Annotated in this window: 22 protein-coding genes; 9 read left to right on the top strand and 13 right to left on the bottom strand. The window is 45.1% G+C overall.

The window, feature by feature from the left end; genetic code table 11:
* On the top strand, window positions 1-2,394 hold a 2,394-nt coding region (locus tag QVA83_RS22285; protein ID WP_287498988.1), incomplete at its 5' end, for a 3'-5' exonuclease.
* Between the two features lie 33 nt (window positions 2,395-2,427).
* Entirely contained in the window at window positions 2,428-4,635 is a 2,208-nt protein-coding gene (recD, locus tag QVA83_RS22290) for an exodeoxyribonuclease V subunit alpha (protein WP_287498989.1), read from the top strand.
* Window positions 4,636-4,690: 55 nt separating this feature from the next.
* Here the strand turns inward: recD and QVA83_RS22295 are convergent, their stop codons facing one another.
* Window positions 4,691-5,098 (bottom strand): hypothetical protein, encoded by a 408-nt coding sequence (locus QVA83_RS22295; protein ID WP_014949801.1) that lies wholly within the window; start codon window positions 5,096-5,098, stop codon window positions 4,691-4,693.
* Window positions 5,099-5,205: 107 nt separating this feature from the next.
* Window positions 5,206-6,633, bottom strand: a complete 1,428-nt coding sequence (locus QVA83_RS22300) for an aminotransferase-like domain-containing protein (RefSeq protein ID WP_156078486.1) — start codon at window positions 6,631-6,633, stop codon at window positions 5,206-5,208.
* A gap of 259 nt (window positions 6,634-6,892) precedes the next feature.
* Between QVA83_RS22300 and QVA83_RS22305 the strand changes: the two genes are divergently transcribed.
* From QVA83_RS22305 to QVA83_RS22320, 4 genes are all read left to right on the top strand, one after another.
* The gene (locus QVA83_RS22305) at window positions 6,893-7,513 is read left to right on the top strand and encodes a LysE family translocator (RefSeq protein ID WP_014949799.1); all 621 of its coding nucleotides are present in this window, start codon (window positions 6,893-6,895) and stop codon (window positions 7,511-7,513) included.
* Between the two features lie 85 nt (window positions 7,514-7,598).
* On the top strand, window positions 7,599-7,937 hold the full coding sequence (locus QVA83_RS22310) for a nuclear transport factor 2 family protein (protein WP_014949798.1): 339 nt from the start codon (window positions 7,599-7,601) through the stop codon (window positions 7,935-7,937).
* 39 nt (window positions 7,938-7,976) lie between these two features.
* The gene (locus QVA83_RS22315; protein ID WP_014949797.1) at window positions 7,977-8,357 is read left to right on the top strand and encodes a VOC family protein; all 381 of its coding nucleotides are present in this window, start codon (window positions 7,977-7,979) and stop codon (window positions 8,355-8,357) included.
* A gap of 37 nt (window positions 8,358-8,394) precedes the next feature.
* Window positions 8,395-8,730 carry a hypothetical protein gene (locus QVA83_RS22320; RefSeq protein WP_156078485.1) on the top strand — a complete coding sequence of 112 codons (336 nt, stop codon included), beginning with the start codon at window positions 8,395-8,397 and terminating at the stop codon, window positions 8,728-8,730.
* Window positions 8,731-8,746: 16 nt separating this feature from the next.
* Here QVA83_RS22320 and QVA83_RS22325 read toward each other — a convergent pair whose 3' ends face one another.
* The 3 genes from QVA83_RS22325 to QVA83_RS22335 all read right to left on the bottom strand — a co-directional run bounded on the left by QVA83_RS22325 (window position 8,747) and on the right by QVA83_RS22335 (window position 10,597).
* Window positions 8,747-9,346 carry a DNA-3-methyladenine glycosylase gene (locus tag QVA83_RS22325; RefSeq protein ID WP_156078484.1) on the bottom strand — a complete coding sequence of 200 codons (600 nt, stop codon included), beginning with the start codon at window positions 9,344-9,346 and terminating at the stop codon, window positions 8,747-8,749.
* A gap of 28 nt (window positions 9,347-9,374) precedes the next feature.
* Entirely contained in the window at window positions 9,375-9,593 is a 219-nt protein-coding gene (locus tag QVA83_RS22330) for a hypervirulence associated TUDOR domain-containing protein (protein WP_014949794.1), read from the bottom strand.
* Between the two features lie 119 nt (window positions 9,594-9,712).
* The gene (locus QVA83_RS22335; protein WP_039225402.1) at window positions 9,713-10,597 is read right to left on the bottom strand and encodes an EamA family transporter; all 885 of its coding nucleotides are present in this window, start codon (window positions 10,595-10,597) and stop codon (window positions 9,713-9,715) included.
* 247 nt (window positions 10,598-10,844) lie between these two features.
* Between QVA83_RS22335 and QVA83_RS22340 the strand changes: the two genes are divergently transcribed.
* Complete coding sequence (locus QVA83_RS22340; RefSeq protein ID WP_156078483.1) at window positions 10,845-11,294, top strand: GyrI-like domain-containing protein; 450 nt, start codon at window positions 10,845-10,847, stop codon at window positions 11,292-11,294.
* A gap of 73 nt (window positions 11,295-11,367) precedes the next feature.
* Here the strand turns inward: QVA83_RS22340 and QVA83_RS22345 are convergent, their stop codons facing one another.
* The 4 genes from QVA83_RS22345 to QVA83_RS22360 form a co-directional block, all read right to left on the bottom strand.
* Window positions 11,368-14,208: a TonB-dependent receptor domain-containing protein gene (locus QVA83_RS22345; protein WP_014949791.1), complete on the bottom strand. Its 2,841-nt coding sequence runs from the start codon at window positions 14,206-14,208 to the stop codon at window positions 11,368-11,370.
* A 727-nt stretch (window positions 14,209-14,935) separates the two neighbouring features.
* The gene (locus QVA83_RS22350) at window positions 14,936-15,976 is read right to left on the bottom strand and encodes a methionine synthase (protein WP_039216499.1); all 1,041 of its coding nucleotides are present in this window, start codon (window positions 15,974-15,976) and stop codon (window positions 14,936-14,938) included.
* A gap of 125 nt (window positions 15,977-16,101) precedes the next feature.
* Entirely contained in the window at window positions 16,102-17,076 is a 975-nt protein-coding gene (locus tag QVA83_RS22355) for a DUF1852 domain-containing protein (RefSeq protein WP_156079119.1), read from the bottom strand.
* A 299-nt stretch (window positions 17,077-17,375) separates the two neighbouring features.
* The gene (locus tag QVA83_RS22360) at window positions 17,376-17,639 is read right to left on the bottom strand and encodes a DUF7218 family protein (RefSeq protein WP_156078482.1); all 264 of its coding nucleotides are present in this window, start codon (window positions 17,637-17,639) and stop codon (window positions 17,376-17,378) included.
* Window positions 17,640-18,009: 370 nt separating this feature from the next.
* Here QVA83_RS22360 and QVA83_RS22365 point away from each other — a divergent pair, with 370 nt between their 5' ends.
* Window positions 18,010-19,191, top strand: coding sequence for a pyridoxal phosphate-dependent aminotransferase (locus QVA83_RS22365; protein WP_156078481.1), 1,182 nt, complete (start codon window positions 18,010-18,012; stop codon window positions 19,189-19,191).
* A 75-nt stretch (window positions 19,192-19,266) separates the two neighbouring features.
* On the opposite strand, the gene QVA83_RS22370 is transcribed toward QVA83_RS22365, so the two are convergent.
* The 4 genes from QVA83_RS22370 to trhP form a co-directional block, all read right to left on the bottom strand.
* Window positions 19,267-20,442 carry a saccharopine dehydrogenase family protein gene (locus QVA83_RS22370; protein WP_156078480.1) on the bottom strand — a complete coding sequence of 392 codons (1,176 nt, stop codon included), beginning with the start codon at window positions 20,440-20,442 and terminating at the stop codon, window positions 19,267-19,269.
* Between the two features lie 138 nt (window positions 20,443-20,580).
* The gene (locus QVA83_RS22375; RefSeq protein WP_287498990.1) at window positions 20,581-21,810 is read right to left on the bottom strand and encodes an aminotransferase class I/II-fold pyridoxal phosphate-dependent enzyme; all 1,230 of its coding nucleotides are present in this window, start codon (window positions 21,808-21,810) and stop codon (window positions 20,581-20,583) included.
* A gap of 117 nt (window positions 21,811-21,927) precedes the next feature.
* On the bottom strand, window positions 21,928-22,173 hold the full coding sequence (locus QVA83_RS22380) for a YfhL family 4Fe-4S dicluster ferredoxin (protein ID WP_014949784.1): 246 nt from the start codon (window positions 22,171-22,173) through the stop codon (window positions 21,928-21,930).
* 3 nt (window positions 22,174-22,176) lie between these two features.
* Window positions 22,177-23,673 (bottom strand): prephenate-dependent tRNA uridine(34) hydroxylase TrhP, encoded by a 1,497-nt coding sequence (gene trhP / locus QVA83_RS22385; RefSeq protein WP_156078478.1) that lies wholly within the window; start codon window positions 23,671-23,673, stop codon window positions 22,177-22,179.
* A gap of 333 nt (window positions 23,674-24,006) precedes the next feature.
* On the opposite strand from trhP, the gene QVA83_RS22390 reads away from it, so the two are divergent.
* The coding region (locus tag QVA83_RS22390) for a zinc-dependent metalloprotease (RefSeq protein ID WP_287498991.1) at window positions 24,007-26,208 on the top strand (2,202 nt) is incomplete at its 3' end.

The following is a 26,208-nucleotide window of genomic DNA, read 5'->3' on the forward strand; positions in this document are numbered from 1 at the left end:
GCCGCGGCAAAAACGCCACTTATCGACCCTGCCGAACAAGACAATGTAATGAAAAGTGCTGTAATGAAGAGCGGTGTAATGAAAAGTGCTGTAACGAAACGCAGCGCAATGAACTACGTTAGCATGTGTTTGGACGACAAAGAAAACGCCCACATTATGCGTCGCAAGATGGCTCAGTGGATTGCGCAAGAGATTTACCGCTTATTGAACGAAGCGCACTTTCAAACCGCCAATGGTGGCACCGCGCCTGTTAAGCCACAGGATATCGCTATCTTGGTGAAAGACAGGACCGAAGCTGGCGCTATCAAAAGTGTACTGCAGCAAAAAGGCTTGGCGTGCGTTTATTTAAGCGATCGCAGTAACTTATTTGCCAGTGCCGAAGCCAAAGATGTACTGCGGTTACTTAACGGTATTTGGCATGCTAACGACACCAGTAAAGTAGCGTCGAGCTTGGCGTCACCGCTTTGGGGTTATAGTGCCCAAACACTTATTGAATTGCTATACCATGAAGATGACGCGCAGTGGGATGCGGCTATCGACAAGGTATTGTCGCTGCGGGATATGTGGCTGCAAAAAGGGTGCATGAGTGTGCTGCTGTATCTAATGCAAGACAGCTATCAACCTCATGCTGACAGCGTGGAACGCGCCCTTACTAACTATCAGCATTTGGCCGAAGTGCTGGAAAAAGCTAGCACTACTCACCAGCGCCCAGAGCAGCTACTCGACTGGTTGAATAAGCAAATTCATAAGCCTGAAAGCGATGAAGAGCTTACTTTGCGCCTTGAAAGTGACAGCCAACTTATTCGACTTATTACTCAACACGGCTCGAAAGGGCTAGAGTACCCCATCGTGTTTGTTCCTTTTGCCACCGGCTACAGAGACGCCGCTAAAAACGGCAACACTACATCGCAAATATTTACCTATTACGACGAGGAAAAACAAGATTTACAAATGCAGCTTGGGCAGACGCCACAGGCCATAGCTCGCGTTCAAAGCGAGAGCGAAGCGGAAGACATGCGACTGGCCTATGTGGCGGTAACACGAGCTGCCCATCGCTGTTACATGGGCGTTGTACCGCTGACTAACAATGAAAGAAGCGCATTAGCACGAGCACTTGGTGTAGGTGGCGATGGCAGCAACAACGATTGGTCAAGTGTGTTAAACCGTGTTGCTGAAGAAGAAGCGTCCCATGCCAGCCATATCGACGGTGATGAGTTTGAGGAAGTGTATACTGGCTTTGAACAAGAAGATGAGTTACCTCAGCTTACCGCGTTGCAATTTACCGGCACGGCAAGCGAAGAATGGCGACTGTATTCATTCTCAGCAATGAGCCGTTTAACCACGGTTGGTGCTAACCAAAGCGTTGAAAGAGGCACAGCAGCAGAGTCCGGCGCAACAACAGAGCCCTTGGGTCAAACCCTTCCTAGTGTGCCCGTACTTCAAACCATTCGAGATGAAGAAGTGTATGCAAGCGACCCCCTTATGGGTGAGATGGGCTCAATTGATGCAGACATCAATTCCTCGGCAGGTATTGAAAGTACGGTAAGTAAAAGTGATCTGCGTTTTACCCTAGAGAAAGGTGCGAGCGCAGGTAATTTACTTCACGATATTCTAGAGCACAGTGACTTTAGTGCGCCCGATTGGGAAGAAACGGGTAAGGAACTGGTTAACCGCTTCGGGTTAGATGAAAAGCGAACGCCGCTACTTTATGAATGGTTAGAAGAAGCGCTACAGACGCCTCTGTATCCCAATATGCAGCTAAGTATGAGTGATTTGCCCTTAGTGCAAACCCTGCGCGAAGCCGAATTCTATTTTCCAATGAACGACACGCAATGGACTCAGCTTCGTGAAGTACTCGCTACCCATAGGCAAAACGTAGCTGACGTTATTGGTGGCGAGATGGAAACAGCGCCTCAATTAATCACAGCTAAATTACAGGGAATGATGCACGGGTTTATTGATTTGATTTTTGAACATGACGGTCAGTTTTATGTGGCAGACTACAAATCAACCTGGCTTGGCGATACCCTTGATAGCTACACGCCAACAGCGCTGTTTCACAATAACCAGCATCACCTTTACGACCTTCAGTACTTAATTTACTGTTTGGCGCTACATCGCTATTTAAAGAATACGCTGCCTAACTACGACCCAGATATGCATTTTGGTGGAGTGTATTACTTGTATCTACGCGGTATGCACCCAGAAAACGAGCGCGGGGAAGGGGTATTTTATACTGATGTTCCATCGTCTGTACTCAATCGATTAGGCGGGATATTTGCGAGCAAAGACGATGCCCAGCAAGGCAATAGTTCTTCGAATGCAGGCAGCTCTCACCAGCCTTTGGAACAAACGTCTTCGGGTCAGCAGCAGTTTAGTTTCGATGACGAGTAGTCAACATCATAGAGGCTAAAGCAAAGGAAAATAATGAAAAGCAATCAACACTCTGTACCGTCATTTTTTGATAACTTGTTTGGCATCGAGGCGATCGACAAATTTGTCGCAAAAGAATTTGGCTTTATTGATGAACTGGAGCAAGAAGAACAGTTTATTTGGGCTGGGATCTTAGCATACTTGTCGTATATGCAGCGCAATGGCCACAGCTGTATCTATCTAAAAGACATAGCGGGTACGACGCTTTTTAAAGAGGTAGTCGCAGAACAAGAGGCAGCCTTGGCGGTTGAAACGAATGAGCATAGCAGTAATGGGGCGGCGGCTGCTTCACTGACGCTGGTTGAACAAACCGAGCAGGAAAAAGCGCCCAAAGCAGGTGTTGACGTGCCACAACTAACACCGTTACTTAGAATTTTAAAAAGCGCACTGGTTAACGAGCAGGTGGCTCAACTATTTGTCTATAGCAACGGCAAGCTGTACAGCCGTCGCTACTATGAATTTGAACAAGAAGTAGCACGCAATGTTGTAAAACGCGCTGCGCTTACGCCGTTAAGTGATGAGGCAAGCGAAAAAGTAAAGCAACTTTGGCCCGCAATCTTTCCTACCGAAACAACCGATCGGCAAGATTGGCAGCAAATAGCGGTGGCGAAAAGCCTAATGCAGCGCTTTTGCGTTATAAACGGTGGGCCAGGAACAGGTAAAACCTATACTGTATTGCGCTTATTACTGGCGCTACAGGCTTGCGATGAAAACTTAAAAATTGTGCTGGCAGCGCCTACAGGTAAAGCGCAACAGCGTATGACCGAATCTATCATGAACAGCATAGACGGGCTTCGCGGCAAGTTGAACGACACAGTACTTAACAACGTGCCTACCGATGCTGTGACGCTACATAGATTACTAGGATTGCGCGAGCACGGTGTATCGACTAAGTTCAATCAGCACAATCAATTGGCAGCAGATGTACTCATTGTCGATGAAGCAAGTATGGTCGACTTAGCGCTAATGACGCGCATCGTACGAGCGTTACCAGACCATGCGCGACTCTATTTTATCGGTGATGCCGATCAGCTTCCAGCAGTTGAGCTTGGCAACGTGTTAGAGCAGCTAGTTAGTACCGAGGCAGCAAGTTTTGACGAAAATGCGAATGTGCCAAATGGTACAAATAGCTTAAACAGCAATGACAACGCGTTTTCTTTAGGTGGCGAGCCATCGTTAATGCGTCAGCACATCGCTACGCTGTGCCCGCATTTGCCTCTGTTACCTGTTGATGAGCAGGCAAAAAGCTATGTAGCAACTCTGCAAGCACCGCAGCGCTTCAAAGGGCAGGTGGCAAAAGTTGCAACGGCCATACAGCGAGGTGATGCAAGCGGTGCACTTGCCGCTATTACCGACAAGGCTAGTGACAATGATGAAACTGCTGGCCTCAACTCAAATATCGATTCAACTCTTGTTTCAAAGACTGCATCACGCCTACAATCTGGCGTTCACCTATGGCCAGAGCACCAGGTTAGCGGCCGTGTTTTACACCAGTTGGCCAAAGAAAGCTTCCTGCCTATTTTTGATGCTGGCAGTGCCGAAGAGGCGCTTAATCGTCTGAATGTGGTTAGGTGGCTAACCCCGGTCCGCAAGGGCGGAATGGGCGTAGAAGGCCTGAATAATTTGGTGTTCGATGCTATCAAGCACAAAATCAGAAAGCGGGAAGGCCATTTCTATCAAGGTCAGCCCATTATGATTGTAAAGAATCATCATCCTCAACGACTATCAAACGGTGAGGTTGGTGTAATCTGGCCTGACAGCAAAGGAAAGCTATATGCGTGGTTTTACCAGGATAGCCAAGCTTCGGGTCAAAACGGTTCAAGTCAGAAAGCTTCGGCAAATGCGGGAGACAGTGCTGACAATACGCTAGAGCAAAAGCAAGCGTTGCGCAGCATATCGCTATCAAGAGTACCGCAGTTTGAAACTGTGTACGCCATGACCATACATAAATCTCAGGGCTCTGAGTTTAATCATGTTGTGCTTATTTTACCTAAGCCTGATAGCGAAAAAGCCGCCAACTTATTTCATCGAGGCCTAGTGTACACAGGGTTAACCCGTGCTAAAGACGGCTGCTTAATCATCTCTGACACCGCTACATTTAGCCACATGGTTCAACGGGTGGATAAGCGTTATTCCGGGCTGTCTGAAGCGATTAGCCTGCACCTAGAGAGCACATCAAACGCCACCACAGAAATTGAATAAAATAAAATGTACTCTGACCCCAAAAATTTTGGGGTCAGAGTACATTTCTGTGTGGTTATTTTACTGGCGTAAAAAGGCACAGGCCGCGTTTGTTAATATCAATTGGGGTTTTGCTGATTAGATAAATGCGAGTGGGGGCAGTTACACGCAAAATTCCGCCTTCGGCATTTAAAAACTGTGAAGGCAAAAGTACAGACGTGTCTTCACTTTCTGAATTGTCGGTCTCGGCTTTCACGGCAAAGTGTGACAAACCGCAGTGATCCAGCCAACCTAATATATTATCTGGCGTTGCCACAAAATTATCGTGCCTCAATACGCTGCTATGTAGCGTAATATTCGCACCGAAGACGGGCTTATTCTCTATCGCCATTTGCGTGTTAGGCTTTAAATGCAGACGGTATAGTCCGTGTGCTTCAGGCACAATGTCATCATTCGCATCTGTATTATTCACTAACGTAAGCATACAAAGTTTCACAGGTTAGTTTGGATGGTTTTATTTTGGTGGACTTACGGCTAGCCTGCGTTGATGTGGATCAACTGCCTTTGGGTTTACGCACTTTGTATAAAAAATTAGGCTTCTTGTGCAACAAGCATCTCACCAAGACGCTGAATAGCTTCGGTGCGTGCAGCCTGCGTACTATCAATGAAATTAAAACGCAGGCAATGTCGATACTTACCTGTTGCCGAAAATAGTTGCCCTGGCGCGACATAAATTCCTTTTCGCTTGGCTTCGTCAGCCAGCTTCACGGAGTCATAACGGCTGTTTAGCTCTACCCAAAGCACATAGCCCCCTTGAGGGTAGCTAATACAGGTGTCGGCGGGAAAGTAACGCTTAATGTCTGAACGTAGTGCGTCTCGTGCACTTAGGTAATGGTGACGCATAGCCCGAATATGTTTGTCATAACCGCCTTGCTCAATGAAACTGGCTATAGCTAATTGGGGTAGAGTAGGGCACATAGAGCTACTGACATATTTAACGTGGAGCACTTTATTTCTATAGCTTCCCGGCGCTATCCAACCCACGCGAAAACCAGGCGCTAGCGTTTTTGAAAACGAGGAGCACAGTAAAACGCGCCCATCTTTATCGAACGATTTAATGGTTTTTGGACGAGGGTAGGCGTAGGCAATATCGCCGTAAATGTCGTCCTCTATAATGGCTACGTCGTACTCTCTGGCCAATTCATATAACGCTTTCTTTTTCGCCTCAGGCATAACAAATCCTTGAGGGTTATTTACCGTTGGGGCGACTAAAATAGTCTTGATCGGCCATTGGTCAAGCGCTAGCTTTAATGCCTCTAAACTTAGTCCTGTTTCAGAGTCGGTGGGGATCTCTAACGCTTTTAATTCAGCGCCTTTTATAGCTTGCATAGCACCGTAGAATCCGGGGGATTCTACCGCTATCACATCGCCGGCGCTCGCCACTGCGCGAAGGCACACAGATAAGGCTTCCTGGCAGCCAGAAGTTACAATGAATTCGTCGCTTTGCAACACACAGCCAGATGCTGCGGCCAATCGGCTTAGCTGTTTTCGCAGAGTTTCATCACCTTTTACGTCACCGTATATCATGCCGTCCAAGGCTCGATGTTTGGTGAGTTCATGCAGGCGTTTTATAAGCGGTTTAAGGGTTTTGGCAGTCATGTTGGGCATGGCATGCTGAAACTGGCACAGGGTTTTAGCGTCATGATCTTTATTGAAGGTATTCAGCAAAGTGTCTAGCACATCTTCCCATTGAGACACATCCATAGGGCGTTGCGGAGGCTTCGTCATGCTAGGGGTGTTATCTATTAAGATACTACGGGCGACAAAATAACCTGATTTAGGTTTTGCCTCTACCAGTTGCTGCGCTTCTAACACTCGATATGCTTCCTGCACGGTAGCTATACTTACTTTATGCTCCGTTGACAGCTGCCTAACCGAAGGTAACTTGTTCCCCACCTCAAAAACACCACGCTCGATTTGGGCTTTAAGTTCATTGGCTAATGTTTCGTAAAGCGTCATCGCAATATTTATTCTTATGAAGTTATCTGCATACAGATAACTATATCTTAATTGACAGGAGCTTTTAACCATACAGATTGGTGAAATAACTACCATACAGACGTTACCATGACTAAACTGTATGGCTGTTTTTAAGCGTATTTGGGTATGATGCATACAAAAATATGATTGTATTGTGTTGGTGAAAAACAAGCGTTTGGTTAACCGACCCCTTTCTTTTAAAGAAACGCATTGCTCACCTCAACACATAAGGACTGTCATGGAAACATCTTTACTCATCGCGCTTGCGACATTCGCATTCATCAGTACGGTAACGCCTGGCCCGAATAATATGATGCTATTGGCTTCTGGGGCACAATACGGTTATAAACGTTCGCTGCCGCACATGCTGGGTATTGTAATTGGTGTTGCAGGTCTAATGATAAGCACACTGCTGGGCATTGGTGCGCTGTTCAACATATTTCCCGTACTGTACAGTGTGCTAAAAGTACTTGGCGTGGCATACCTGTTATGGTTAGCATTTAAAATTGCCACTGGTCCCGTAGATGAGCCAGTAGGCCTAGTAGAAAACAAAATTAAATCGACCAAACGCCAAGGGCCGCTCAAGTGGTGGGAAGGGGCATTATTTCAGTTAATTAACCCTAAAGCATGGATGATGGCGTTAGCTAGCGTAGGCACGTTTTCACTGCCTGGCGAGCACTACATTCAATCTGGTATTGCGATTGTTACCGCTTTTGCCGTGATTGGTTTTCCAAGCATCTCGCTTTGGGCAGCGGTAGGCGCAAAAATACGCGTGTGGTTGAGTTCGCCAACTCGAAGACGGCAGTTTAATCTTACAATGGGCGCGGCCACAGCAGCCACGTTATTTTTGATAGTGTAACGGTTATATTAACTGGACGCTGGCGTTTTGGGTGTAAACCGATTGGCTGATGTCTTTTAAAAAACTGATAAAAGGAACACGTAAAATGGAGTGGGTCGAAGTCTTTATTCAATACTTAAGAGCCTATGAACAAAAGGACCTAGACAGTGTTTCCGATATGTTTGCGGATGACATTGCATTAAGGGACTGGAAAATTTCTGTAAAAGGTAAACGGTTAGCCGTTGATGAAACACGTAAGAACTTTGAGAACGCTGATTCGATAGAAATAGATGTGCTGTCTACTATGGCAAACGAGAACATGGTGTGTGGTGAGCTTAAAATTGTAGTGGATAAGTCTGAAACACTGTTTGTTGTTGATGTCTTGAAATTTAATGAAAACGGCAAAATCACCGCTATTCACGCCTATCTAGGACGCGACGATTAAATCTAGCGCAAACAATACAAATACAAGGAGCAGGTCTTCATGGAATTGAACCAAGTTACGTTACCCGTTACCAATATGGTCGAAGCGGTGGAGTTTTACCTTACACTTGGGTTCACTCAAATTGTAGATACACCGCACTATGCCAGATTCACGTGTCCTGAAGGCTCGTCTACTTTTTCGCTCTCTTTAGAAAGCGAAAGTGCTCAAAATCACAGTGTGATCTACTTCGAACACGAGGCGCTAGATGAGCTGTATACCTCTCTTGTGGAAAAAGGTATTCGTTTTGAGCAGCCGCCAACGCAGCAGCGCTACCTTTGGAAAGAGGCCATTTTAAGCGATCCATCTGGCAACAAAATAAAGCTGTACTGGGCAGGAGAGAATAGAGTGAACCCGCCTTGGAAAGTGGAAATAAAGCAGTAGCCATTTGGATAAACTTCAAGAAAAACCGAGAATACCAGTGACAGAACCCCAAATAAGTGTGCACTTTCGCTTAACAAAATTAGATGCCATGCAGGCGTATACGCTAAAACGAGAAATTGAAGGCGCTTACTTTAGTAAGCGTGAAGAATTCGTAGATGAAAAAGGCTCAGGTGCGTTCATTGGCATGGTGCCGTTAAAAGAAAGCCTGTTTGACGAACTCAACGATTACGTTATTCGCCAGCAAATTCAATATGATGACTGCGATATTTATGTTGAATCAAAAATTGCTAACGGTGATATTGCCGTGCCAAGGGTGGTAAACAAATTGCTCAAATACATCGACTGCAAGCTGACTTTCGCTTTTGCGAAGTAGTTTCAATTGAGGTGCGCTACTTAAGCGTGAACCGCCAAGGCAAGGTTGTGTCATCCCGTTCACCTAGCTTACCGGTTTGATCGTCTTTTGCGTAGTCTATGCCGATGCGAGGCGAACTAGTGATATGTTTACTAGCAATGGCATGGTTACTTTCCTCAATCCAAATCAAAGTGTTATTCACTACAGGCTCACCATTAAGCGCAGGTGTTATCGCAAGAGCTTGTGTCAGCTTAGCTGGACCGTCACATAGATTACGCAATGATGTGTTCACGCCGCGACGTTCACGCATTTTGTCTACACCTTCTGTAGGCTTAATTTTTCGGATCAGAACTGAATCAGTGTGGTCAGCGTCATTTGTAACAATATTCAACATACTGTGAGAACCATAAATGGTGTAGATGTAAGCAACGCCGCCTTGCTTTTTAAGTGTTGATATCGAAGAAGGGCGCCGCAACAGGTGTTTTTCCATGGCAAGATCCTGATGACCACGGTAGGCTTCCGTTTCTGTTATCGTTCCCCCGGTTAGTACGCCGTCGACGTTACTAAACAGGAAGTTACCAATGAGCGACTTCGCTATATTGACGACATCGCTATCAGTGAAAAAAGAACGCTGCATTTTTCGTTTAGGTTTATTAATCAACAAATTAAGACGACTTCGTAATTTCGCTGTGAGATTTTAGCACTTTGCTACCGTCGTCCTGTTCAATGAGATATGCTGGGTCGCTGTCGCTAGCCTCTCGTTTTACCGACGAACCCTTAATCGTGCGCTCTACATCATTGGTAAATTTTTCTCTGATATTTCCCGTTGCACTACCGTTTCCCCATTCCCATTCTACTTCTGTGTTTACCGCATAATGTTTCATAATTATTCCCTAAGCCACTAAATCAACTATTAACTTAATTTGTTTAACGAAAAGAATAAGACCTGAGTTCAAAAAGGGGGAAAATAAGGATGGTAAAAAAGTACAGAAGGTTTGAAACCCTAAGAAAGGGTTTCAATTTGTTTTTGTTTGGGTAGTTGTTTTTGCGTAGCTGAACTCCCGGCGGTAGCAATAACGACTAAAGCCACTGCAAACCATTGTGAAAGCGTGAGGGTTTCATCAATAATGATGAACGCCGCTATGGCTGCAACGGCAGGCTCAACACTCATCATAATGCTGAAGGTTTGCTTAGGCATATTGCGCATTGCACTCATTTCTAACGTATACGGGATAGCCGACGAGAATACGCCTACAGCGAACCCGATGAAAATAGCCTGTGGCGAGAGTAAGGCGATACCTTGACTTGCAACGCCAATAGGCACTACACAGATAGCGGCCACTAGCATGCCTAATGTTACCGTAATACCGCCAGAACCTTCGTTGCCTGTTTTGTTTCCAAATACGATATAACCGGCCCAAAACGCTCCGGCTGTAAGGGCAAGAATAACGCCGACGGGATCTAAGCTCTCGGCCGACGCGCCGCCAATATCGGGAAGCAGCAAACAAACGCCTGCAACGGCTAAAATAGCCCAAGCAAAGTCTCTCTTTTTTCTGGCACTAAAAAATGCCACAGCCAATGGTCCGGTGAACTCAAGCGCAACACCTATGCCAAGGGGAATACGCTCAATCGCAAGATAGAAGATGATATTCATTGCGCCTAAGCAAGCGCCGTAGAAAATAACGTTACGCCATCCTTTCGCGCTTAAGCGCGCTCTCCAAGGCCTAAAAATTACTGTTAACACCAACGCGGCGAAAAACGCACGAAGAGCACTGGTGCCTTCAGGGCCAACTATAGGAAAGAGTTGTTTCGCAAACGATGCACCAGACTGTATGGTTACCATCGCCAAAAGCACTGCGACTATGGCAAGTAAAAAACGTTGATTCACAATATATTGCAACCTGGATGAGACAAAACCGGATTATATTTGTTCTAAAACTGAAATGCTCGTTGATAAGGGAAAGTATTGAAAATTAAAAGGTGATAACAGCTAGTTTCATTATTTTAAACCAATGAGCCTTTTACTTTGCAGTTAAAATACACATGAAAAGTAAGTGAAATAACCAAGATCTGAATGGTGGGCAAAGCACAAGCGTGTATCATGACTATCTCGCACAAATAAATGGAATAAAGACATGGAAATGCGACAACTCTCTTCACCGATAGATATTAAAGGCTTTTCGGTGATTACCAATAATCACACTGAATTCTCACCACTGGGAAAGATACCCACACTTTGGCAAAGGTTTGATAATTCGATAGCTGTTGACTATAAAGGCGGCGATCGAGTGTATGGCGTGTATTTCAACTACGAATCCGATCATTCCGGTGACTTTTCCGTGTTGGCTGGGTTTGACGGTGACTCAGTGCCCGAACATTTAAAGGTTGAGCACATCACTATTCCCGCAGGAAAGTATCTCGTTTTTTCGCGACAAGGTGAAATGCCGCAAATTGCCATTGATGCATGGAGCGATATTTGGCGCTATTTCACAGAAGGAGGTGCCGAGTATGAAAGGACGTTTTCAATAGACTTCGAGCACTATGTGAATGGCAACCATATAGACGTCTATATAGCGATAAAATGACGTCATGTTAACTTTATAATAAAAAAACGGCGCTAATAAGCGCCGTTTTTATCATTGCTCAATATTACGTAAATTACATTTTGTACGCTACGGTAACGTATCCGAAGCGGCCAATGTTGTCGTACGCGCCGTCTATTGAACCCGTGCCTGTCGTGCCTGTCGGTAGCGCACGGTTAAACAGGTTATCAATACCCACGGTTAGGCTAACACCGTTAGCAAAGTTGTAACCCGCGGTCACGTCAGTCACAGCGTATGAAGGCAGTTCCATACGGTTGCTCGGATTTGGGTTACGCGCTAACTCTTGGTTGTCGTAAAGGCTTGAACGTTCTAGGTAGCGAGTTTTCCAGCTTGCTTCCCAATCACCACGGCTATAGTTGATGGTGAATACACCCTGCCAATCAGATTCACCTGCCGTACCTGCGTACTGATAGAATACCTCAGGGTTATCTTGGAATGGGAATTCTTTGCGGTCTTTAAGGTAAGTCGCAATCAAGCTAGTACGGAATGCGCCTTCTAGCGCGTCGAAATCATATCCTAGTTCGAAGTCGATACCCTTGGCTTCTTGACCCGCGATGTTCAATGCATAGCTACGAATCTGAGTGATTTCACCGGTAGTTCCATCACGGTCGATAAGGCCACAGTATACGTTGTTAATACCCGACTCAGAGTCAACACAGCGATCCAATATTGTTTGGCCGTCAATAGACGAAATCGCGTCTGTCAGCTCGATTTCCCAGTAGTCAACAGTAGCGGTAAAGCCTTCAAACCAGCTAGGAGTATAGACAACACCTAGTGTTTTAGAGATTGAGCTCTCCGCTTGCAAGTCGATGTTTCCACCGTTTACGCCTTCTAGCGTTGCTGAGTCGTAATCAGAGTTGAAATCTGCAGGGATACCTAACGCTGCACAGTTTGCAATGCGTTGGTCGGCGTTGGCTAAGTCAGCAAGGTTGTCTGTACGACATGGATCGTCTACGCGGAAGAAGGTTTGGCTTGCTTCACCATAAAGTTCACCGATGTTCGGCGCGCGTAGTGCAGATGATTTTGTCGCACGTAGACGTAAATCTTCATACACTTTCCAATCTAGACCAAGCTTCCAGCTTTTCGCGTTGCCAATCGAAGAGTAGTTGGCAATACGCGCCGCAGTATCAAATGTCAGCATTTCTACGCCAGGGAGATCGGCAAGTAGTGGAATAGTAACTTCAGTAAATACTTCTGATACATCGTAATCGCCTTTATCTTCACCTAGAGTGTTGAAAAAGGTACCCGCTGCATTATCAGGTTCTTCAATTTCGCTTTTTTCTTTGCGATATTCAACACCGGCTGCAAAGCCAACGTATCCTGCAGGTAATTCATAAATACCAGAGTTTGCGATGGTTGCGCCAGCGTTGTATTGTTCAATTTTGCTTGTGCCAACTGATGTAGTATTGACGTAGTCAATTGCTTCTTGTGAAGGCTGACCAAAGCCCATAATGTTTAGCGGTACACAGCCGTCATCACTACCTGACGCACAAACAATGTTTCCATCGCCGTCAGTTATTGCGTTAAGTGCATTCTCGAAGTTTTGCAAAACAAGGTTGTTGCGGTTCTCACGCTCTAATTCAGTTTTGCCGTAGTTTACAAATGCCTCGTAGCTCCACTCGTCACCAATGTAGCCTTCGATACCTAGCACGTAGCGATAAGTTTCACGCTCGTCTGCTTCGGTGCGGCGCCCTAGGTCAGTCATCATGCGGTTAAGCTGAATGCTGTCTAGTTCGTTTTCATCCATGTATGCGGCAACGCTATCATCTAGAAAGGCATTGTTACGATAAATGGTTGTCTCTGAGCCGCCATAGAAGAAAGCAGGCTGGCCCATTGTAATTGCACGAGTACGCGCGTACTTAGCCTGTGCATACACTGTGGTGTCGTCGTTTAGCTCGTAGTTACCTTTTACATTTAGGTTAGTACGATCAAACTCAGGCTGAAGCTGCGTAAACTGGCGCAGGTTAAACGAATCACAGTTTGCGCAGAACGCACCGTCTACTTGGTCACCGGTGTAGATTTCGCGAATTGAACCGTCAGCGTTGAAAGTCTGAGAGTTGCCGCCAAAAACGCCAGAGTTGTTTAGTGTGTAGTAGCCCGCATTAGCAGTGTAAAAGTTGTCAGGAAATGCCGTTGAATTTAACTGGTCTTCACTGCGCTCGTATCCCATGATGCTTTCAAAGCTCATATTACGATACGACGTTGCAGTCCAAGGGTTGTCAAGGGCCTCTAAAGCTTCTTGTGAGCTGTATTCGGCTGCAAAAGCAATGTTGCCGCGATCATTGTCGAAGTTAAAGCCGTATGATGCTTGGTATTTATCGTTCTTATAACCGTTTTCCTGTGCAAAGCCTTGCGTCGCACTCACGTCGAAACCTTCAATGTTCTTTTTAAGAATGAAGTTAACAACACCAGTTACTGCATCTGCACCATAAACCGCAGAAGCACCGCCAGTAACGATTTCTACGCGCTCAATCCACGAAGTAGGGATGGTGTTGGTATCTACCGCTGCAGAGCCTGCTGAAGAAGATACGTGACGTTTACCGTCTACCAATACTAACGTGCGGTCAGTACCCATACCGCGTAGGTCAAGAATATTTAGACCGGCAGTTCCAATAAATTGACCTGAATTACCCAATGAGAATGTGTTTGCAAGTGAAGGAAGCTCATTAAGCACCTCACCAATGTTCATCGCACCTGAATTAAGAAGTGACTCACCAGAAATGGCTGTTACTGGTGATGGAGCGATAGCGCCCTGACGAGAGATACGAGAACCGGTGACCTGAATTTTTTCAACGTCAGCGCTTTCATTTGTTGAGTCCTGTGCAAGAACGTTGCCTGAGGTCAACGCGACACTTCCTGCTAATGCTAACTGAACTGCAGTTGCAATATTTTTCATGGATTGTTCCTAGTGAATTAGATTTACGTGCTTGTTGTTGGTTAACGCCCCGTAAATAGGCAAGGGCTAGCCAAATTGCATGCGTAGTTTTTACTTATGTTGCAATGGCGCGCATTCTAATTATCTAGTATTAAATAAATCAATTTTTTGCGGTGAATTAAATTCTAGCTATGAAAGAGTTAACTTAATTTTAAAGAATTTATAAATAGTAGGTTTAATTAATATTTTTGAGTTTTGTATTAATAATACTCAATAATTGTTTTTATATTGACCATGTGGTCGAAAAGTGTCTTTTTAGAGCGCTTATTAAGCGGTTTTCGTCTTGTTTTTAATTTGCTTGGTTAATTTTGAGTTAGAAGATTTTTGCTCGTATATTGCACTAACTGAGTAAATTTAAACCGTGTATATTAAAGTTTCTTTTTTTAACGTGAATAATAGTTGTTTTGTCGCTGTTTTAAATCAGGTAATTGCTAATGTTGCTCATAAGTTAAATATTTGTTGCTTCTCCATGTGTTATATTTTCTATCTTATTTCTTAATGATGTTTTTAATTATCCTTGATTCTGCGGAAACTATAAATAATGTAAGGGAGCTAACCTTAAATAAGGTCGAATAGATGAGAATAACGCTGATACTGTTTTGAACCGCTAGAAATAAAAAAGCCCACTTTGATATGGGCTTTAGTGCGCTTTCAAAATGCTCTTGCTTAACAAAAGTTTTGAGGCGTATTAAGCACTGAGCTTCTGAGCTAATTCCTGCCTTACTATTTCAGCGCCAGCGCTGAGCGCCTCAAGCTTGCCTCGAGCAACCTGTCGTGAAAGGGGGGCCATACCACAGTTTGTACAAGGGTAGAGTTTGTCGGCATCCACGTACTTTAATGCTTCACGTAATGTAGCTGCTACTTCTTCTGGTGTCTCTATTGTGTCAGTTGCAACATCAATAGCGCCCACCATCACTTTTTTGCCTTTAAGAAGCGAGATCAGTTCAATGGGTACATGAGAGTTATGGCACTCCAGAGAAACCATATCAATATTAGATTTTGCTAACTTAGGAAAGCTCTCCTCATATTGTCGCCACTCAGAGCCTAATGTCTTCTTCCAATCGGTATTAGCTTTGATGCCATATCCGTAGCAAATGTGCACTGCAGTTTCGCATTTAAGCCCTTCAATGGCTCTTTCTAATGCGGCAATACCCCATTCATTGACTTCATCGAAAAATACGTTAAACGAAGGTTCATCAAACTGGATAATGTCAACACCAGCAGCCTCAAGCTCCTTTGCCTCTTGGTTTAATATTTTGGCAAACTCCCACGCAAGTTTTTCGCGACTTTTATAATGGTCGTCGTACAGCGTATCAACCATCGTCATAGGGCCAGGTAACGCCCATTTTATGGGCTGATCGGTTTGGCTTCTCAAGAACTTTGCGTCTTCAACGAACACTGATTTTGGCCGTGTAACAGCTTGGGTAACGACAGGTACGCTAGCGTCGTAGCGATTGCGAATACGTACGGTTTTACGGTTTTCAAAATCAACACCGTCTAGGTGCTCAATAAAAGTAGTTACAAAATGCTGACGGGTTTGCTCACCGTCACACACAATATCGATGCCTGATAGAGCTTGTTCCTGAAGCGTAACGCGAAGCGCGTCTTTTTTGCCTTCCTCTAATGCTTCATCTTCTAGCTTCCAAGGCGACCACAGGGTTTCAGGCTGTGCAAGCCACGATGGTTTTGGAAGACTGCCTGCAATTGAAGTGGGGAGTAGTTTTTTCATGTGATTCGCTTTCTTCTAATCAATAATTTGTATGGATGCGCGAAGGGCAGAACGTGCTGCCCTTATCATAGTTTTGTAGTCGCAACATGTGCGGTTTGAATATCGCAAGTATCTAAATGAACGGATCAGGCGTAGCTTGCTGTGAATTGCGCTAACTTGTGTTGATAAGGCTTTATAAAGTTCTCTTCTACGAACTTGCCTTGTTCAATGGCTAGATGAGTCCGCTCTTCACGGTCATAAACAATGCGAGTCACTGAGTGATCGCTATTTTTCAAGTTTGGTTTGTAGCTTAAACCTGCCTGGGCGTTAGCGTTATAAATCTCAGGGCGATAAATTTTCTGGAAGGTCTCCATCGTAGCAATAGTGCTGATAAGTTCTAAATTGGTGTAGTCGTTTAACAAATCACCAAAGAAATAAAATGCAAAAGGAGCAGCACTGTTTGGTGGCATGAAATAGCGCACGTTTAAGCCCATCTTCTTGAAATACTGTTCAGTTAGTGATGATTCATTAGGCTGATATTCAACGCCTAAAACGGGGTGCTGATTTTCTGTTCGACGGTAGGTCTTATTGTCGGAAACGCTTAAACAAATGACCGGCAGCTTTGAAAAATGTGCTTTATAGGCTTCTGAATTAACGAAATACTTAAACAACTTTCCGTGCAGATCACCAAAATCGGTAGGGACACTGAACGAAGACTGGCCACGATTGTGATTAGATAGACGAACGCTAAAGTCATAATCGCGAACATAAGACGAGAAGTTGTTTCCTACAATACCTTGAGTGCGTTTACCCGTTTTTTTGTCAATTATATTGGTTTGTAAGATTTCGATAGTTGGGAATGTGTTGCCGTTACCCTCAACGTCGATATCTACCGACACAATTTCAAGTTCGACAGCATAGCGATCGCCACTTTCATTATCCCAGCTAGCCAGTGCATTGAAGCGGTTGTTTATCATGCTTAGTGCATCGCGCAAATTTTCTTTGCGGCGTTGACCACGAGCTAAATTGGCGAAGTTGGTGGTGATGCGTGTGTTGTCTGAAGGGCGATAATCTTCATTAAACTGAACGCTGTTAATAGTAAAAGAGAAATCTGTGTTCACGTTGTTGTTCATGAGAATGCGCTTCTATTCCTAAAGTTAAACCGAGTAGTGAGACTGCTGTAAAAGCTATGAACACGTTATACGTTGATTTAACTATGAATGAAAATGACTTATTTTCATTTTATCATGAAATATTGTCATATATTGAGCGGGCGAAGAGCTAGTCGCCTACTATTGAGGTGGTAGATCTTTACTTGAAGTTGAGGTTTGCCACGAAATGCACAAATTATGCGTGTCTGATAAAACGTAATCATCACCGCCACAGTGACCAGTTTTTGTATGTGGCGGTCTATCCGCCACTAATGATTGCGTAACGCATCAATTAATTCGTCTTTGCTCATGTTAGAGCGACCTTCAATGCCGACTTCCTTGGCCTTTTGATACAGTTCATCTTTAGTGCGATCCTCGTACTTTTTGCCTTTTCCACCATCTTTAGAAGGCGTTTGTTCGCTATTGGCTTGCGCATTGGCAATGCGCGCCGACTTCTCTTTGCTATAGCCTTCCTCGCGAAGGGCTTCGTAAGTGTCGTCGTTTTTAATTTGGTTGCCGTGGTCCTTAGCCATGTTTAACTCCTGTTTTGCATACTGAGTAATCAATTAATGTTTCGCCGTAATTCTTACTTTGTATTTATATAGATGGATTACACAGTCGTATAAAAGGCAGGCTTCAAGTGCGAAGAACCAATAGCGAGAGAGTGCTGCGCCTTTAACATCAGAAAAAATGTCATTCATCGCAAACGCTAAAAACGACAAAATAACGCTGCACCGTAATGTAACGACTTAACGCGTTAAAACTTCTTATGTTGTCAATTTTAGTGCGCCACATGCACGTAGAAAGTGCATTTATGTCAATGGTTTAGCGTTTTTATGCTATTGCGCGTTTAAAATTAAGCCTTTAGTCTAAAGTGAATGTAGACGGAAGACAGAGCGAAATATGAATAAAAATGAACAACAGAGCACCGTGAATTCTTCACGCCGTAATTGGTTAAAGTCAGTGGGATTAGGTGCAGGAGCAGTAGCGCTAACGACCAGCGTTGACAGTATTATGGGCGACCTTCGTGCCGCAGGTATGCAAACTGAACACTTCCCGTCTGCTACCCCAAATGTAAACGATGGTCTTATTCGCCTATCGTCGAATGAAAATGCCTTTGGGCCGTCAAAAAAAGCCGCAAAGGCAATGCAAAGCGAGCTTTTAAACCTAGCGCGTTATACCGACGCTACGGTTGAAGTGTTAGCGCAAAAAATTGCTGAGCAAGAAGGTGTATCTGCTGAGCAAATCGTAATTACGAATGGATCTTCACCTATTCTTTTTGGCTATGCGGACTGGATCACCAAAAACGGCAATAAGCTGGTAACGTCTATGGCAACCTACGAAGGCGTACCACGGGGCGCTGAGTTTATGGGGGCAGACGTGATCTACGTGCCGTTAGCCAATGATATGACTTTTGACCTAGATGCAATTGAAGCTGCAGTAACCGAAGATACGACTGCTGTGTACGTATGTAATCCAAATAATCCGACAGGGAGCATGGTAGATGCGGCGAAGCTTACCGCTTTTGCAAAACGCGTATCGAAGAAAGCACAGGTTTTCATCGATGAAGCCTACATTGAAATGTCTGATGCTTACCCCGCTAATGTGCAATCGAAGCTAGTAGCTGAGGGGTACAACGTGGTGATTTGCCGCACCTTCTCTAAAATTCACGCCATGGCGGGACAGCGTCTCGGTTACGCCATCATGCCTGCTGAGCAAGCTAAAACAATGGGCGGTATGCTGCGCATGGGTGGTGTGAATTACTTGGCATTAGTAGCGGGTATGGCAAGTATGGATGATCATGAGAACTTAAACACAATGCGCTCACGCATTAAAACTGAGCGTGAAAAGTTAGTAAAAGTAGCTAAAGAGTTAAAGCAGCCGTTTGCGCCAAATCCACAAGGGAATTTTATTTACATGGATACGGGCATGCCGCACGATAAATTTGCAGAAAAGATGAAAGCTCAAGGTATAAAGGTTGTAGGGCGTACGTGGCCTGGGTACGACTCATGGTCACGCATTAGCGTAGGGACACCTGAAGAAACTGACGCGTGCGTTAAAGCATTAAAAGCGGTAATCGCTTAAAAAAACAACAATAACACCTAGCGCAGAGAGAAAAGGCTGAACGCAATTTGTGTTCAGCCTTCGTTTTTTGAATCGCTATTTCTCGATAGCAAACGTTAAGCCTGCTTTTTCTTCTAAACGGCGGATAAGCTTGTTACCAAGTGCTGCCGCAGGTGTGAAGAAACCACCAGATAAACTAACGTCTTTGCACAAGCAAAGGGCAGATTCTGAAATCATTTTACTGGTAGAGCCGTAACCTGGATCCTTGTCGCCTTTTACCGATACGGCTAGCATATCACCATTGGTAGCGGTACCCACAAACATGACATCGTAAAAGCCATTTTCGCGCTCTTCTTTGCTCGGGCCTTCACCTGGTTTAGGGCCATCATCACTAGCAAGCGACTTATCTTTGGCAACGTGATTCGCCATGGCTTCACCTTTCTCACCTGGGCCAGTCATCATCATTTCATCATACTGAAAGTTCTTGCCGTAGCTATATCCGCCCAGGTAGTTCGTGCGATGAACGTTTTTAGTATTGATGGCCGCCATAATAAATGGTGCAACCCATGTGCCTAACTGCTCATCGAAGTAAGGTTTATTGCCATCGGGCTGTGGCTGATTTGACGCGCCATCGGTTAATGAGTGCGGGTTAATAAGTGCCGCCATGACAGACTTATCTTTGTGCGCAGCCGCCATGGTCGCTTTTAAACTTGCAGCCGTACCGCCAGAGAACGTGCCCTGCATTTTACGAACGCGACCTTTTACATATTCAATGACATCGCCAGTTTGCTTTTTTGCATGTTCTTGAAGGTAGTACACACCAAGGTCAAAAGGCACAGAGTCAAAGCCACACGAGAACACAATGTTTGCGCCGGTTTCTTTAGCTTTCGCTTCGTACTTATTGATCATTTGGTGCATCCAGGCTGGCTCACCGCAAAGATCTGTATAGCCGGTGCCGTTATCGACACATGCAGAAAGTAACTTTTCACCGTAAATTTGATACGGACCAACAGTGGTAAGTACAACGGCTGTGCGCTTCGTCAACGCATCTAGCGCGTCATCATCATCACCATCGGCTACAATGCTAGCAACGCTTTCACTAATGCCTAGCTCCTTTTTTACGCCGTTGAGTTTAGCTTCGTTTCGGCCTGCGACCGCCCACTTAACGTTGTCATCGTTGCCATACTGAGCCTGAAAATATTCAGCAACTAACTTACCCGTAAAACCTGTAGCACCGAAAATAACTACATCAAATTCCCGTTCGTTACTCATTGTTTTGTCCTGTTTTATTTCGTTTCGACACGTGTCATCAATATGCGTTACTCAATATACGCACAAGCACCCATATCTATCATTTTTTTCGGTAATATTTGTCTATTCACGAAATTAAATGGTGAGCATAAAAAAGCGTTAGCTTAATGATTCTACAAACTCAGCTAGCCGTGAAAGCCCTTCCTCCAAGCGCTCAATGCTAGTGGCGAAAGACAGTCTTACGTAATGGTTGGCATTGTGCTCACCAAAATCATTACCCGGCGTAAGCGCTACATGATGTTGTGAAAGTAGGGCATCACAAAATTCAATTGCACTTAGCCCTGTGTGCTTAATATTGATGTAGGCGTAAAACGCACCGTCAGGCTTTGCATCTAAACCAAGCCCCATATTTTCAAGTGCACTAAAAACAAGGGAAGCACGCTTTTCCAGCGTATGGCGGTTTTGCTCGCATTGCGCCAATGCTTCTGGTTTAAAGCACGCAAGAGCGGCTTTTTGCGCTAGGGTAGAGGGGCAAATAAACAAATTCTGCGCGAGTCTTTCAACGATGGGCGTCATTGCTTCAGGTACCACACACCAGCCAAGACGCCAGCCGGTCATGCCAAAATATTTGGAAAAACTGTTTATTACGACCACTGTTTCTTCAAGCTGTGCATTGGCAAGTACGGTTTGAAGTTTGGTATCAGTGCCCAAGGTCGATTGGGAAGCGAATGTATCATTGCGTATATCAAGATCAGCCGAAAGCGATAGATCCAAGTAAATTTCGTCAACAATTAAAAAGCCACCTTTGGATTTGCAGTACTCGCCAATTTTAGTCAACTCTTCTGCATCTATAACCGTACCAGTAGGATTGGCAGGTGTGGCAATAAGTACACCTTTCGTGTTGTGCTTCCAATTATCGGCAACACTTGTTGCGGTTAGCTGAAAGTTATCCTCACTGCGTGTTGGTACCAGCGTTACCTCTGCGCCAAATGCGTTTAAAAAACGTCGGTTACAAGGGTAAGAAGGGTCGCCCAATATCACGTTGTCGCCTGGTTCAACCAAGGCAGCACTTGCCAAAAGTAAAGCGCCAGAAGCCCCAGCGGTCACGACCACTCTAGAAGGGCTTACCGCTACGCCATGTTTAACTTCATAAAAGCGTGCAATGGCTTCACGTAGTTCAGGCATGCCCAGCGCCGAGGTATAGGGAAAATCTGGGGCACTCAAGCTTTCTTTCATTGCCTCGAGTACTGCCGCGGGTGCGCCGAAATCAGGCTCGCCTAAATTAAGTCTTATAACATCTTTACCTTGCTGTTCTAGTGTCGTGGCTTTTTCGCCATAGGCCATAGCAAGAAACGGAGAGATCGCTGTAGCGCGAGAGGCAAACTTCAAAATAAAACCCTTATTAGTAGTGCCAATTCAAACTGTACCGCAATTAGGGATCACTCTTGGTTATGATTCAAGGGAATTCTTCGAGAAGTACAATTAACTCGCTGACTTACTTCATAGCTAACTATTTAAACGAACAAACTTTTCGGCCAACTCGTCTAGTGATTCTTTATTGTGCGGGTCAGGCTTAACCACATCGATAGGGCATACCGCTGCGCAAGTAGGCGCATCGTAATGCCCCACGCATTCTGTACAGCGTAACGGGTCTATTTCATACACTTTATTACCCATGCTTATAGCGGCATTAGGGCATTCGGGTTCGCACATGTCGCAGTTAATGCAGCTATCAAGAATAAGCAGTGCCATGCATTATGCCTCGCTCGCGTTTTCGGGTGTTACTGCACTAGGAGCTTTTCGAAACGGATTGCGGGTATCAACGCCTTCATCTAAATTTCGCAGCAGTAGGGCAAAGTTTAGAGACACATCGCTGGGTATCGGTATTCTTACTTGGTGTCCTGAACCCTTAGCATCCGTAATAGAATGGTTTCTCTTATCCAGCATCTCATTTAGAGTAAAGGTAATGTTGCCGCTTGGCGTCATCAACTCAAGCGAGTCACCTACACAGAATTTGTTTTTAACGTTTATAATTGCATAGCCAGACTCTTCACAACGGTCAATCACTTCACCAACAAATTGCTGTTTATCGCTGACTGAGTGGCCATACTCATAGTTCTGATACGCGTGGTGCGCATGGCGACGCAAGAAACCCTCGGTATAACCTCGATGAGCTAAAGTTTCCAAGCTTCCTATTAATGTACTATCAAAAGGCTTTCCTGCTACCGCGTCGTCAATTGCTTTTCTATAGACTTGAGCGGTTCGGGCACAGTAGTAATGTGATTTAGTGCGGCCTTCTATTTTTAAACTATGCACGCCCATTTGGGTTAACCTGCCAACATGTTGCACGGCACGCAAATCTTTAGAATTCATGATATAGGTGCCATGTTCGTCTTCAAAAGCTGGCATCAGTTCGCCAGGCTTTTCCTTTTCTTCTAACATAAACACTTGGGAGCTTGGCGTGCCTTCACCAAGGGTAGGAGTTACCATTTCAGGCGCTTCACCTGCATTATCAATCTGAATAGCTTGAACAATGTCGCCAGTTTCGTTTTCCTCGCCTTCCTTAACATCGTAAGACCATCGACAAGCATTGGTACAAGTGCCCTGATTCGGATCGCGTTTATTCATATATCCAGACAATAAGCAGCGCCCCGAATACGCCATACAAAGCGCGCCATGCACAAATACTTCTAACTCCATGTCTGGAACATGTTCGCGAATAGTTTCAATTTCTTCCAAAGAGAGCTCTCGAGACAAAATAACGCGCTCAATACCTTGTTTCTGCCAAAACTTCACCGTGGCGTAGTTCACCGCATTGGCCTGTACACTCAAGTGAATAGGCATTTCAGGGAAGGCGTCGCGCACCATCATAATAAGCCCTGGGTCTGACATAATTAACGCATCGGGCTTCATAGCAATTACTGGTGAAATATCTTTAAGGTAGGTACCTAGCTTACTGTTGTGCGGAGCAATGTTGCTTACTACATAGAACTTTTTACCTAGAGCGTGTGCTTCTTCTATGCCTATCGCTAAGCTCTCAAGGCTGAATTCGTTGTTTCTTACGCGAAGCGAGTAGCGTGGCTGCCCAGCATAAACAGCATCAGCGCCATAGGCGAAAGCGTAGCGCATGTTGCGTAAGCTACCCGCAGGTGCAAGCAACTCTGGCGCGATTAACGTTTGGTTTGGCAATGTTGAAACTGAGCCTTCACGTAGGTTAGAAGAGCTGCGATTAGGTGATAATTTTGAAGTCATAGATAAAAACCGCTACTAGACGCTTTAAACAAGGCGGCGGATTTTATAAGCCGTAAAATACCTCTACAACTCAAACAAAGCTTGGTGTTGACCAAGATCAAATAATTTGGTGTCGCTTGTGTTTTTGAATGTTTAAACGGCAATTGAGCAGAGTCAATGCCAGCTGTTTTCTTCCATATAATTGCGTTTTTAGTGCATTACCTTCGGTAGGAAAAAACAAGCCTGTTCACAGCTAAATAACAAGCAAAAAGAGCGCATTAAACGATGAACTACCATGGGCAAAACCCACCACATAGGGTAGGCTAGAAATTCACAATAATAAGGACTAACTGCATGCTGCAATTGAACATTTTTCATAAAGCGGCACGACAAGTAAAAGCATCGGGTAAATCGGCCATTGCGATTACGGTATTATTTGTCGTGTCTACGTCTTCCGCGTTGGCTGCGCTGCCAAGCATTGGTGAATTCACCAGCGATATGACCAAAAAAGATGGTTTAATTCCTGTTTACTATGACGATGAAAGCGACAAAGTTTACTTGGCGGTGCCAACAGCCCACGCCGAATACCTGTTTCAAAGCAGCTTGCCTTATGGCGTAGGGTCTAACGACATTGGCCTTGATCGCGGCCAGCTAGGCAATACGCGTTTAGTAAGCTTTGAAAAATTTGGAAACAAGGTTTTATTAAAGCAGCACAACACCAAATACCGAGCAGCCCATGGCAGCGACGCTGAGAAACAGAGCATTGATGAAGCCTTTGCTGATTCGGTTATCGCAGGTTTTACGCTGGTAGCCAAAAACGACAGCGCCAGTCTAATAGATTACACACCGTTCTTATTAAGCGATATCCATGGCATTGGCAATCGCTTAGCGGGAACTAACCAAGGCAGTTTTAGCGTAGATAACATGCGAAGCGGCGTGTATTTACCTAAAACCAAAGGCTTTGAAAAGAATACTGAATTAGAGGCTTTAGTCACCTTTGCAGGTAAGAAGCCAGGCGAATACGTGCAGCAAGTTACGCCCGACCCAGAAAGCTTGTCGGTGCACTTGCATCATTCGTTTGTGGCTCTGCCTGACGACAATTACACGCCCAGAGAGTACCACCCGTACTCGGGCTACTGGAAATTCAGTTACTTTGATTATTCAACGCCTATCAGCGAGCCTACTGAACAGCGTTTTATTACCCGCCATCGTTTAAACAAGAAAACCCCGCATGCTGCAATGAGCGAAGCAGTGGAGCCTATTGTGTATTACCTAGATCCTGGTATTCCAGAACCCGTAATGACCGCGCTTAAAGAAGGGGCGAGCTGGTGGAATCAAGCCTATGAAGCCGCAGGCTACAAAGATGCGTTTCAGGTGAAAGTATTGCCCGAAGGTGCCGACCCAATGGACGTGCGCTATAACGTAATCAACTGGGTACATCGCGCAACGCGCGGTTGGTCTTATGGTTCGTCGGTTGTCGACCCGCGCACTGGTGAAATTATTAAAGGTCACGTAACGCTCGGCTCATTGCGTGTAAGACAAGATTATTTAATTGCCCTTGGCCTAACCAGTCCTTTTAAGGACGGCAGCACCGACACCACTGCACAGCAAGAAATGGCTTTAGACCGCATTAGGCAGCTTTCAGCCCACGAAGTAGGGCACACATTGGGTATAGCCCACAACTTTGCGGCAAGTGAAAATAACCGTGCGTCGGTAATGGATTATCCTCACCCCAAAATTAGTATTAAAAACGGCAAAATTAGCTTGGAAGGCGCGTATGATAAAGGCATAGGCGCATGGGATATTCACGCCGTCGCGTATGGCTATCAAGATTTTGCCAGCGACGTAGAGGCAACGGAAGCCTTGGCAAAAATTATCGTAAAAGGCCGTAATGAGGGTTTAAGTTTTAAGTCAGACCCCGATACCCGCAGTAGTCGCCATGCATCGGCAAACGGCCATATGTGGGAAAACGGTAGCAATCCGCTAGATGCTTTCGATGAAATTTCACAAGTACGCGAACTGGCGTTAGCCAATTTAGGTTTAGACACCTTAAGCCCAAATAGCAGTTTATCCTCTCTTGAAAATGCTTTAGTGCCTATTTACTTACTCCACCGTTATCAGTTAGAAGCCGTTGCAAAGCAAGTCGGCGGCTTAGTGTATGAATACGAACGCAAAGGTGACTATACCAAAGCACAGGGCCAACAGTTTGTAGCGCCTGCAGTGCAGCAACGCGCTATGCAGCAGTTAATTACAGCTACTACCGCTGACTACTTGACTATACCTGAATCGGTACTCGCCCTTATTCCACCGACAGCGTATGGCGACGATATTACTCGCGAGCACTTTAAGGGCAAAATGGGGTTAATGTTAGACCCTGTTTCTGCGGCCGCTTCTGCATCTAACTTTGCGTTTGAATTACTATTGCACCCAGAGCGCTTAAACCGCTTAGAGTGGCAGACAAGAAGCACTAATGACAGACGTAAAAAAGTAGGCGTTTCTATGCTGGTGAAGCAAATACTTAACGTTCACTGGTATAAAAATAAGTCACAAAGCCCA

The organism is Alteromonas sp. AO-Serp (assembly GCF_017849675.1).
GTDB lineage: Bacteria > Pseudomonadota > Gammaproteobacteria > Enterobacterales > Alteromonadaceae > Alteromonas > Alteromonas macleodii.